General features: G+C 71.2%; 9 protein-coding genes. 6 read left to right on the top strand and 3 right to left on the bottom strand.

Annotated features, from left to right (window positions below):
• Window positions 1-36: 36 nt before the first annotated feature.
• Entirely contained in the window at window positions 37-363 is a 327-nt protein-coding gene (locus ACIOJE_RS27915) for a hypothetical protein (RefSeq protein WP_400779732.1), read from the bottom strand.
• A 264-nt stretch (window positions 364-627) separates the two neighbouring features.
• On the opposite strand from ACIOJE_RS27915, the gene ACIOJE_RS27920 reads away from it, so the two are divergent.
• The 3 genes from ACIOJE_RS27920 to ACIOJE_RS27930 all read left to right on the top strand — a co-directional run bounded on the left by ACIOJE_RS27920 (window position 628) and on the right by ACIOJE_RS27930 (window position 4,621).
• Window positions 628-2,010, top strand: a complete 1,383-nt coding sequence (locus tag ACIOJE_RS27920; RefSeq protein WP_400779754.1) for an AAA family ATPase — start codon at window positions 628-630, stop codon at window positions 2,008-2,010.
• 212 nt (window positions 2,011-2,222) lie between these two features.
• On the top strand, window positions 2,223-3,857 hold the full coding sequence (locus ACIOJE_RS27925) for a Mu transposase C-terminal domain-containing protein (RefSeq protein ID WP_400779756.1): 1,635 nt from the start codon (window positions 2,223-2,225) through the stop codon (window positions 3,855-3,857).
• Window positions 3,854-4,621: an AAA family ATPase gene (locus tag ACIOJE_RS27930; protein ID WP_400779734.1), complete on the top strand. Its 768-nt coding sequence runs from the start codon at window positions 3,854-3,856 to the stop codon at window positions 4,619-4,621. The genes ACIOJE_RS27925 and ACIOJE_RS27930 overlap by 4 nt, the downstream gene beginning before the upstream one ends.
• Window positions 4,622-4,676: 55 nt before the next feature.
• Here ACIOJE_RS27930 and ACIOJE_RS27935 read toward each other — a convergent pair whose 3' ends face one another.
• A complete protein-coding gene (locus ACIOJE_RS27935; RefSeq protein WP_400779736.1) occupies window positions 4,677-5,087 on the bottom strand; it encodes a helicase associated domain-containing protein in 411 nt (136 codons plus the stop codon).
• 92 nt (window positions 5,088-5,179) lie between these two features.
• Here ACIOJE_RS27935 and ACIOJE_RS27940 point away from each other — a divergent pair, with 92 nt between their 5' ends.
• From ACIOJE_RS27940 to ACIOJE_RS27950, 3 genes are read left to right on the top strand one after another with little or no spacing between them, the layout of a single operon-like run.
• On the top strand, window positions 5,180-5,449 hold the full coding sequence (locus ACIOJE_RS27940) for a hypothetical protein (RefSeq protein ID WP_400779738.1): 270 nt from the start codon (window positions 5,180-5,182) through the stop codon (window positions 5,447-5,449).
• Window positions 5,446-6,561 (top strand): hypothetical protein, encoded by a 1,116-nt coding sequence (locus tag ACIOJE_RS27945; protein WP_400779740.1) that lies wholly within the window; start codon window positions 5,446-5,448, stop codon window positions 6,559-6,561. The genes ACIOJE_RS27940 and ACIOJE_RS27945 overlap by 4 nt, the downstream gene beginning before the upstream one ends.
• A 60-nt stretch (window positions 6,562-6,621) precedes the next feature.
• Entirely contained in the window at window positions 6,622-7,359 is a 738-nt protein-coding gene (locus ACIOJE_RS27950) for a hypothetical protein (protein WP_400779742.1), read from the top strand.
• An 84-nt stretch (window positions 7,360-7,443) separates the two neighbouring features.
• Here ACIOJE_RS27950 and ACIOJE_RS27955 read toward each other — a convergent pair whose 3' ends face one another.
• On the bottom strand, window positions 7,444-9,984 hold the full coding sequence (locus tag ACIOJE_RS27955) for a Helicase associated domain protein (RefSeq protein ID WP_400779744.1): 2,541 nt from the start codon (window positions 9,982-9,984) through the stop codon (window positions 7,444-7,446).
• Window positions 9,985-10,592: the final 608 nt, after the last annotated feature.

The raw sequence follows: 10,592 nt of genomic DNA on the forward strand, positions 1-10,592 counted from the left end.
CCGCACCACGGACGAAGAGCAGAGAGCCCCGCGTGATCAGACGCTGGTCTTCGAGAATCGAGTGATCCCGTCGTCGGTGATGACAAGGATCTCGTCGTCTTCGTCGCCGGCGCAGTCTGGGCAGCAGTCCTCCGGCGCGGGCAGGCCGGCCTCGTACGGGGCGGGGGCGAGCAGCAGGCCGAGTGCCCAGATGCATGCCGTGCCGCGCTCTTCCACGGTCAGTTGCTCGCAGGTTCCGTAGACGACGTCGGTCGGGTGGCCGAACACCTGCTGGTAGACCGTCGCCATGCGGTTGAACGCGGCGGAGTCGGGGCCGTTGTACTCCAGCAGCTCGTCCGGGAACCCGCCGTAAGTCTCGCTCATGATCAGGCACACCCAGCCGATCAGGCAGGCGGTGGCTGTGAGTGGGTGGGGTGGTGCCAGCGGGCTGGGTGGCAGCAGGCTGACAGGAGACAGGGGGCCGCTGGTCGGGTCTTCTGTGTGATGGTGTCACGGTCCAGGGCTGTCACACGGTGATCAGGCTGCTGTCATGGCCTGCGGATCGCGTCTATCACGGCTGGTAGCCAGCTGACATGGGATCGCTCATTCCTGTGCGCATCGCCCTGGTGAGGGTGTGGCCTGGTGGGCATGACCGCCGATCCTGTGTCCATGCCGTCCCGTCGTCCGCAAGAGACTTCTCCGGATTCCGTGGCCGATGGGGAACCGCTGGTGTCCCGGTCGGGGGAGCGGGCGCTCGTACGGCAGGTGGTGGTGCGGCGATTGCTCGCGGTGGACGAAACCGGCGCCTTGTCGTCAGTGCACGCGCGGATCGCCGCGCAGACGGCGGGAGTGTCGGTACGCACGGTGTGGCGCTGGCTCGCCGAAGCCCGCGAGTCGGGCCGCGTGGAGGCGGCTCCGAGACGCCGTGGGTTCTCGGTCACGGACGAGTTGTGGGACCGGTTGTCCGCGTTGGGTGGGAACGTGGCGGCGCTGCACCGGGAGCTGTCCGGCCAGGCCGGACACGGCCCGGGCCGGGAGCCTGCCGGGCCGGTGCCGTCGCTCGGGACCCTCCACCGGGCGGTCCAGCGCGAACGGCAGGCCGGTCGTGTTCTGCAGGGAGTGCGGCCTGGGCAGGGCCGGGTGGATCCTGCCGTGTACGACAGGGCGCTGGCGGAGCTGGCGCTGCCGGGCACGGTCGATGAGGCCAGCCAGGCCCCGCCCACCGCCGACCTCGCCCTGGTCGTCGAGCCCGTTGTGGTGGCCGTGCCCGACGGCCCCGCGGGGGTCGTGCCGTTGGGGGTGCGGTTGTACGTGCCCGGTGCTCACGTGGTCGCGACAAGCCAGCTGGGCGAGGTGACGCAGGCCCTCGCGCACACGGTTGCCGCGCGAGGGATCGCCTGCGTGTACGGGGACGCGGGGCAGGGCAAGACGGTCGCAGTCCACCAGGCCCTGGGCCTGCTGCCGCGCCGCCTGCCCGTCCGCCAAGCGCAGGTGGCGGTGAGGCCGGCCCTGCCGCAACTGCGCGCCGCGCTGCTGACCGCGTTCGGCCTGCCGACCGGCGCGCTGACGAACCGCACGGACGCGGCCGACCGCGCGCTCATCGACGCCTTCAAACCCCCCGGCGTGCTGCTGATCGACGACGTCCAGCGCATCGCCGCCCCCGAGCTCGACTACCTGCGCCTGCTGGCCGACGCCCCCACCACGCAGACCTCGCTGGTGCTCTGCGGGGCCGGCGCCGAGCGCACGCTGGCCCGGGCCCCGGCGCTGGCTTCGCGGGTGCTGACCTGGCAGCACGTCCCCCGTCTGGAGGCCTCCCGAGTTTCCGCGGTGCTGCGTCTCTTCCACCCGCTGTGGCACACCGCGGCCGACGCGGACCTGCTGCACGCGGACGAGACCTTGGCGCGGGGGAACTTCCGGACCTGGGCAAAGATCACCTCCCACGCCTACGCGGCCCTGGACCAGCGTCCTGGCACCAGTGTCGATCGCGCGTTGCTGGACAGGGCGTGTTCCCGTCTCGGCCCCAATCCCTGACCCCGCCACCCGGCGGCTGCGCCTACCGCTACCGCGCTGCCGTGCCGGCCGCTACCGCTTGTGAAAGGACACCGGTGAACGTCCCCGCCCTCGACGGCATCTCCGCCCCTGGCGGTACGACCATCTCCGGCGGCACCGCCGCCATCCCCACGCAGGTTGAGGCCGGACCCGTCCTGGACGCGGTCTCGTTGAAGGTCTTGCGTGCTCCCGCGGTGCGCCGTCTGCTTGCCCTGCGTGCCGAGGGCCGGCTCACCCGTGCGCACGTCCACACCACGGCGCAGTGCCTGGCGGTCTCGGACCGGACGGTGTGGCGGTGGCTGGCCGAGGCCACCACCACACCCGACACCGCCGAACAGCCGGGAGCGCGCCGTACCGACCGCTTCGAGATCACCCCGCAGATCCGGGTGCTGCTCGCGTACTGGCGCGGCAACGCCTCGGCGGTCCACCGCGAACTCCTCGCCCGCGCCCACGCAGCCGCAAGACCCGACACCACCCTCGGTGATCCCTCACCGACACCCCTGCCAGAGCCGGCCGGCCCGGCGGTTCCGGGCGGCGCGCCACCCGCGGCCGTTCCCGTGCTGGAGCGGGTGCCATCCCTGGCGACGTTCCTGCGGGCGGTGCGCCGGGATCTGACGGCGGGGGAGCGGGCCGGGTACCGCAAGGGCCCAGAGGCGGCCCGGGCGCTGGACGTGTTCGGCAAACGCCCCCGCACCTGGCGCAACCACACCTGGGAGGGCGACCACGTCCAGGCCCCGCTACGCGTCCTCGCCGACGGCCAGCTGGTACGCCCCTACATCACCTGGTTCATCGACTGCGCCACGAAGACGATCACCGGCCTGGCCGTGACACCGGGCGTCCCCTCGCGGGCCTCGATCCTGGCAGCGCTGCGCTCGGCGGTGCTGCGCAGCGGCCTGTACGGACCCGTCGGGGGCCGGCCGGAGACCGTGCGGATCGACCGCGGCAACGACTTCCTCTCCCGTACCGTCACCGCGGCATTCGACGCGTTCGGCACCACCGTCGACGACCTCCCCGCCTACAGCCCACACCTCAAGGGCAGCATCGAGAACCTGAACCGCAACGCCACGCGGATGCTGTTCGCCGCCCTGCCCGGCCACCGCACCAAGCAGCCCCGCCGCCGCCCGGACCGCCTCCCCACCGCCCCTGCCCTGTCCTTCGAGGACTTCACCGCCGAAGTCCTGGCCTTCGTCACCTGGTGGAACACCGAACACCACCCGGACGGCCTGCAGGGCCGCACCCCACTCGAGGCATGGCAACAAGACCCCACCCCGCTCACCGACATCCCGCCCGACGACCTGTGGTCGTTCACCCTCGAAGACGACGGCCGCACCCACGTCATCACCAGCCACGGCATCCGCTTCAAGAACCGCGACTACCTCGCGGACTGGATGACCGGACAAGCCGGCCGCGAAGTCAGGATCCGGTCCATGCCCCACCACACCCACGAGATCGAAATCTGCGACCCCACCGGCCGCCGCCTGGGCACCGCCCACCTGGCCGACCAAGCCACCCCCGAGCAACTCACCGCACTGCGCCGGGCCCGCACCCGGCGCGCGCAACGCCTGCGGGCCGAAGCCAAGGCCGCCGAGCACCTGCGCCACCAGCGCTTCGCCCCCGCCACCACCCCGACCCCACCACGCCGCCTGGAGGCCGCCACCGCCACCGAGGCAACCCGGGAACTGTCCCGCCACCACGAGAACGACCTCGCCGCGCTGGCCCTGCCGGACCTCATCCCGCCCGCCCCGCCACCCGCCGACTGGCCCACCCCCGCCACCGTGAGAACCGCCCCCCGCCCCACCCCGCCGACCGACCGCCAGGACACCCCGTGAACCGCCGCCTGCCGCCCGCACCCACCGACCAGTACGTCACCCTGCCCCAGGCCCGCCTCGTGGCCACCCGCGCGCTGCTCACCGTGCGCGAGAACCTCGCCGACACCATCGCCGCCCGCGCCATGATGTGCATCCACGGCGGCGCCGGCTTCGGCAAGACCGTCGCGGTGACCAGCTGCCTGCGCGAACTCGAACCCGGAGAAGAGATCCACCGCATCACCTTCCACGCCCGCCCCACCACCCGCGCCGTGCGCCACGAGCTGTTCACCAGCCTCGGACTTCCGGGCCAGCCCCCGCGCTACGCCAGCGAGTTCGACCACCTCCTCAAGACCGCACTCGCCGCCCACCCCCGCACCCTCGTCCTGGACGAGGCCCAATGGCTCTCCAGCGACCAGCTGGAATACATCCGCTACCTCTGGGACGACCCCTACACCCAGCTCGCCGTCGTCTTCGTGGGCGGCGAAGGCTGTTACCAGACCCTGCGCAAAGAGCCGATGCTCTCCTCCAGGATCTTCATCTGGCAGCGCCTCACCCGCCTCACCCCCGACGAGGTCCTGGACGTCATCCCGCTCTACCACCCCATCTGGGCCGAAGCCGACCCCGACGACATCGCCTTCGCCGACCACCACGCGGCCCACGGCAACTTCCGCAACTGGGCCCGCCTGACCGCCCACACCCGCACAGCCCTCCAACGCACCGGCCGCACCCGCGTCGACCAGGAGGTGCTCCGATGGGCCTTCAGCCGCCTTGGCTCGACCGGCTGAAAATCGAACGAGAACGCTTCAATTGAAGCGCTCTCGTTCGATTCTCGTACTGCCCCTACGCCCACTCGACTCCGTGTTCGGCGAGCTGCGCGAGCTGCTCCGTGGTGAGTTTGGCCCGGCGGGCTTTCTGGTTGTTGAGCCAGGTGCCCAGCGCGAAGTGCGACACGACCACCTGCTCCTCGCCACCCGGGCCGGCTTCCACGGTCTCCACCGGTTCCTTGTGCGGGCGGGGGACCCGGGGATGACGCTCCCGCTCGACGAACTGGGCGAGCGCGACGAGGCCCTGGGTGAACCGGTCGCCGCGGGACACCTTGGGCTTCGCCTCGGCGGCGGCCTTCGCGGCCACCAGCTCGGGGTCGGCCTCGATGCCGATCGCCGTCAGCAGGTCCCGCTGGTCCTCCTCCAGGCCGGGCCAGCCGGCCCGCTGCGCCTGCACCCAGCGGCCGAGCTGCTCGCCCTCGAACACCGTGTCCGCAGGCAGCCGGGTCCAGTCGACCAGGCCGTCGGTGTCCAGCCACCACAGCCGGGCGGTCGCGTAGGCGCGCTGCCAGGTGACCGATGCTCGCTTCCCGCGTCTTCATCTGGCAGCAGGCTCTGCCGCTCACCCTTCCGGAGGTCCTGGCCACCATCCCCGCCTTCCACCCGATGTGGGACGGCGTTGACGGCGACCTGATCGCCCTGGTCGACAAGCAGGCCGCCCACGGCAACTTCCGCGCCTGGGCCCGTATCACTAAACACGCCGCCGACGGCCTCACGGCCCAGGGCCGTACCCACATCGACGAACAGCTGCTGCGCCAGGTCTACCAGCGTCTGGGCACCAGCGCGTGAGCGCCCGCCCGCTGCCTACCCTCACCCTCGCGCTCGACCCGGGCGACACCCCTGCCTGCAGCCACGCCGCCCTGGCCGCCCACGATCCGGCCGCCGGACAGGTCACGGTCCATCCCACCCCCGGCACCGATCACCCGGCCGGCCTCGCCCACGATGTCCTCGCCGCCCTAGGCAAGCCCTACACACCACCCGGACGCTGGAATACCCAGCCCGCACTCACCTGGGCAGCCGCCGCGGCCTGGGCCCACACCACGGGCCTGAACCACCTGATCCTCCTGCGCGGCCACCTCCTCACCCCAGCCCGCTGGCACCACCTGCTCACCTTCCAACAGCACACCGGTGCCCACCTGACCGTCATATGCCACCGCACCCCCACGCCCGCCCTCACCCGCGCCCTGGCCCACGTCGACCACACCATCACCTACGGCCTGCCCGCCTACGCCCTCCCCGGCCCCGAGCAGCACCGCCGACCCCCACCCGCACGCACCGCACCAGCGATATCGCTGCCGTGGCTCACCCTCCCCGCCCTCACCTACCTCGCACTCACCGACAGACCCGAGCCGCCGTGCGACTGCACCCCGCCACCGGCCACCGCCGACCGCCTCCCCATCGAACCCCCACCAGGCCGCACCGAAGAAGCCGCCAACCGCCTACACCGCCTGACCCACCCCACCCACGCCGCAGCCCTGGCCGCAGCCCTCATCACCGGCGTCCCCTTCAACCAACTCGCCGCCGCCACCCCCACCGACTACCACTCCGCACGAGCCACCCTCACCCTCCACGCACCCGCCCGCCACCGAACCCCCGCCCGCTGCGCCGCATACCGCGTACCCGCCTGGGCCCGCCCACTCCTCGACGCCGCCACCCACTACCACCAGCACCGCAAACACCCCGGCCCCCGCCTGCTCACCGACACCCAACCCGCGCTGACAACGCTGCTCCAAGCCGCCGAACACTGCCGCCTACGACCCCCACAAGACCCATCCGGGCGCAGCCGCGGCCGCTTCCCCCGCCCGCACTTCCCCGAAGCCCTCCCCGACGGCCCCCACTGGACGGCCTGCATCCCCCTGCCCAACCTCCCCCCGGAGCTCCAAGCAGCCGCTCTCCAATGAGCTCTCATACGTGGGGACCGTCCCCATGCCTTGTCAGTCAGCGGCGTGATGATGGCCCGCGTGACCGACACCGCAGACCCCGCCCCGTCCTGGTTGCCCGGCTACGAGGGCGACCCGTTCACCCCCCACCCCGAGCTCCTGGAGGATCCGCTCTTCTGGCTCTCGCACCTCGGCTCCTGCGCCCGCAGCCAGCAAGCCCAACGGCTGCTGTTCGGCGCGGACTACGAGGCCGCCGAAGACTTCTACCGCGCCCTGTGGGACAAGGAGGACTGGCCACTGTTCACCGTCCCGCTCACCGACGCCCACCGCTTCCACGTCATCTACCGCACCATCGACGGCGACCGCGGCACCGACTACCTCCTGCACCACCCCACCTGGGACACCGCCGAACTCCTCGCCCAGGACGACGGCCACTTCACGGGACCCGCCCTGTCCTGGCCCGAGCTCGCCACCGCCGCCGACAACACCCCGCCCGACCCCGGCACGCCCGACGCCGGCATCCTCGACGCCCACGCCCGCCTGCTGCTCCTGCTGCCCGCCATGGGCGACAACAGCCCGCCCACGACCGCCGCTCCCCGCCTGGCCGCCGCGCTACGCGCCCGCACGGCCGTCGAGGACCCCGACCACCTCGCCCTCCTCCTCCTGGAACAGCAGGGGCAACCCGGACCCGCCCACTGGCGGACCACCCAGGACGGGGTACGCGTCAACGACGGCCGCTACTCCCACCGCAACCCCGGCAACCCCTTCGCCCTCCCACAGACCCGCCTCGCCAGGGTCTCCGCCGCGCTCACCCCATGACCGCGCGAACCGACACCACCCCTGTGGCGGGGCCCGTGCACGTCGAACGATGTGAGACACGGTCTCGAACGAGCCAGGCTCGTCCTACCAGGCCACGCCCAGGGCCTCCAACTGGCCGAGCTGCTCGGTGCTGAGCTTCGCCCGGCGAGCCTTGGTGTTGTTGAGCCAAGCCCCCAACGACACCCCTTCGACGGTCTTGTGCGCCCGGGGCACTCGTGAGTGGCCTTCCCGCTCGACGAACTCCGCGAGCGCCGCCAAGTGCAGCTGGAACCGGTCGGTGCGGGACACCTTCGGCTTCGCCTCCGCGGCGGCCTTGGCGGCCACCAGCTCCTGGTCCTCCTCGATGCCGATCGCCGACAGCAGGTCCCGCTGGTCCTCCTCCAAGGCGGGCCAGCCGGCGCGCTGCGCCTGCACCCAGCGGCCGAGCTGCTCACCCTCGAACACGGTGTCCTGCGGCAGCACGGTCCAGTCGACCAGGCCGTCCAACTCGAGCCACCACTGCCGGGCGGTGGCGTAGGCGCGCTGCCAGGTGATCGGCCAGGCCGGGCACCACCACGGGTCGATCTCCTCCAGCGCCCGACGCCGCTCGGGCGACAGCGCCCCCTGCTCGCCCGCCGGCACCTGGGCCGCCGCCCGCAGCTCGGATAGCCACGTCCCGATCGCGTACCCGCCGACCGAGGCCCGCGCCGGAGCCGCCAGGCTCCCGCCGTGGCCCTTCGCCCAGACCCGGGCCCAGTCGAGTCCGGCCTCGAACCGGGCGTCCGAGACGGACCAGATCATCCCGAGCGCGTCCAGCATCTCCACCCGGTATGACGCCAGCTCACCATTCGCATTCTCGGTACGCCGCTCCGACAGCCACTTTCCGAGCGGGTAATTCCCAGCTTCACCGACGAGAGCGGAGTAAGGGACGTCAAGCCCGCCGGTCTCCTCGAACCACCGCCGCGCGTGATTGATCCCCTCACGCCAAAGCTGGGTTTCGCCAATCAGGACCCGCGAGGCGATGAACAGGGCGAGCACGTTCTCATCCACCGGCGTCTGGAACCGCACCGGCAGCGTGAACGCCCCCGACCCACCCGCACCCACACCGCTCTCACCAGGACCAGAAGCAGCCTCAGCGCTGCGCCCCTTGGTCCGCTTGCCGGACTTCTGCGGCACCGCGAGGGCCTCTACGACCTTGGCGTCGTGGCTGCGCAGCGCGGTAAGGATCTTGACTAGGGGACCGTAGGAATCGGACTCCAGGATGTCCCCGGGCTCCTCTCCGGGCTTGAGGAAAACCGGTACGATCAGGCTGGCAGTTTTCCCTTCGCCGGGCTGCATGCGCAGGGACCGGCCAATAGCCTGGACGATATCCACCATGCTGCCCCTGCCCTGGAGAAGCACCGAATCTGCATTCGGCATATCGACACCCTCGCCCAGGACCTTGCAGTTACTGAAGATCCGATGCTTGAGCCCGTCGTCCTCTTCGCTCCGCCCGAAGTCCCCGATGAGCTCCTTGCGATAGTCGATCTCGTGCTCACCGGAGAGCCACTGTGCCCAGAACTCCGGCGGGTATTTCTGCGGGTTCTCGAAATGCAGCTTCTCGACCGTCTGATTCAGCGTCTCGGAGAAATATCTGGCCTCGATCGTGCGGTTGTGGAACGTGATGCACCGCTCCAACCCCCGCTCGACCACGGTCTTGACCAGCCCGGCCTGGATGGCCGCGATGCGCGCGGCTGGCACCTCGTCCTCGCTCCCGTCCTGCGCCTCACCAACTCCCGGCCCCCACGGCACGCCCTGCGCCTCCGCCGCGGCCCGGTCGCCGAGCGGGTCGCGCAGCTCCAGGACGACGATCTCGAACGGGGCGAGCAGCTTGCGGTCGATCGCCTCCGCCAGGCCCAGAGAGTACACGTGCGGGCCGTAGATCCGCTGGTCGTCCATGGACACCGCCAGCTCCTCCGGCAGCGGCTGGTAGGCCCCCTCGCGGCCCTTGACGGGGCGCTTGGGCGGCGCCCAGATCCGCGGGGTCGCCGTCATGTACAGCCGGCGGTCCGCGGGGATCGCGGCCTGGTCGTGCACCACGGTCCAGGTCTTCTCCACGCTGCCGGAGGAGCGGTGCGCCTCGTCACAGACCATCAGGCCCAGAGGGGGCAGCAGCTCACCCTGGCGCTCGGCCCAGTACTTGTAGGCGTCCTCGACCGCGCCCACGGACGCGTAGGTGGCGAACAGGGTGGTCGGCCGGCGGTGCTTCGCGGCGTTGGCCAGCCACATGCCGATCATCAGCGGGCTGGTGCTCGCCATCACCCCGTACGGCAGCTCGGAGTCGACCAGGGAGCAGATGGCGTGCATGTCCCCGGAGCGCCCGGCCGCCCGCCACGAGCCGATCATCTGCACCAGCAGGTCCAGGGTCGGCACAACGACCAGGACCACACCGCGAGGCACCAACTTCTGGCCGGCCGCCGCCCCGACGTAGGACTTCCCGGACCCGGTAGCCATCTGCACCGTTACCCGCAGCCCGTTCGGGGTGGAGTGCCCCGGACAGGGCGTCAGGCCCCGCACGATGGCCTCCAGAGCCTCCTCCTGGTGCCCGCGCAGCGAGATGCCGGCGGCTGCCTGAGCGGCCATCAGGCCGGGCTTTACGACGTTCACGAAGACGTGTCTCCCCTCACCCATTCCCGAGCCCACACACGGGACCACGCGGGAAATGCTGACAGTGCCCTACTGATACATTCGACGGAACGGCGAAAGAATCCAGCCGACCGGAATACAAGCCCGATTGAAGCGACTATCCGGCAGGATATCAGTCCCCGGTCAAGAAGCCCGGCGAATACCCGAAAGAGGCGGGACCTGACCCCGCTTCCGGCGGGATCGTCCGACACTTCAAGACTGATACACTGAGGACCGTTGCTCACCCGGCCAGGATAGCGCACCCCATCCGTCGACGGGGTCGAAACAGTGGTCCGGATCACGGTCTAGACCAATCCGGCAGGAGTGAAGCCGACCCGCACGCGCCCCCGGCGCCCGACCTTCCCCCAGTCAGCCTGTCTTGAGTTCAGCCAAAATACCTGCTCAGCGATGTAATCGAGGCTCAGCCATCCGGCACCATGGAGCGAAGCGGAGTGGTGCCGGCCCGAGCGCGGAGCGCCGGGCCCACCCGGGCGAAGCCCGGGTGCGGACACGCGGAGCGGGTCCGCCGCCTGACCGAAGGTCAGGCGCGAACGGAGGGCCGAAGGCCCGTAGGGACCCGCTCCGCGGGG

The organism is Kitasatospora sp. NPDC087861, from assembly GCF_044742585.1.
Classification (GTDB): Bacteria; Actinomycetota; Actinomycetes; order Streptomycetales; family Streptomycetaceae; genus Kitasatospora.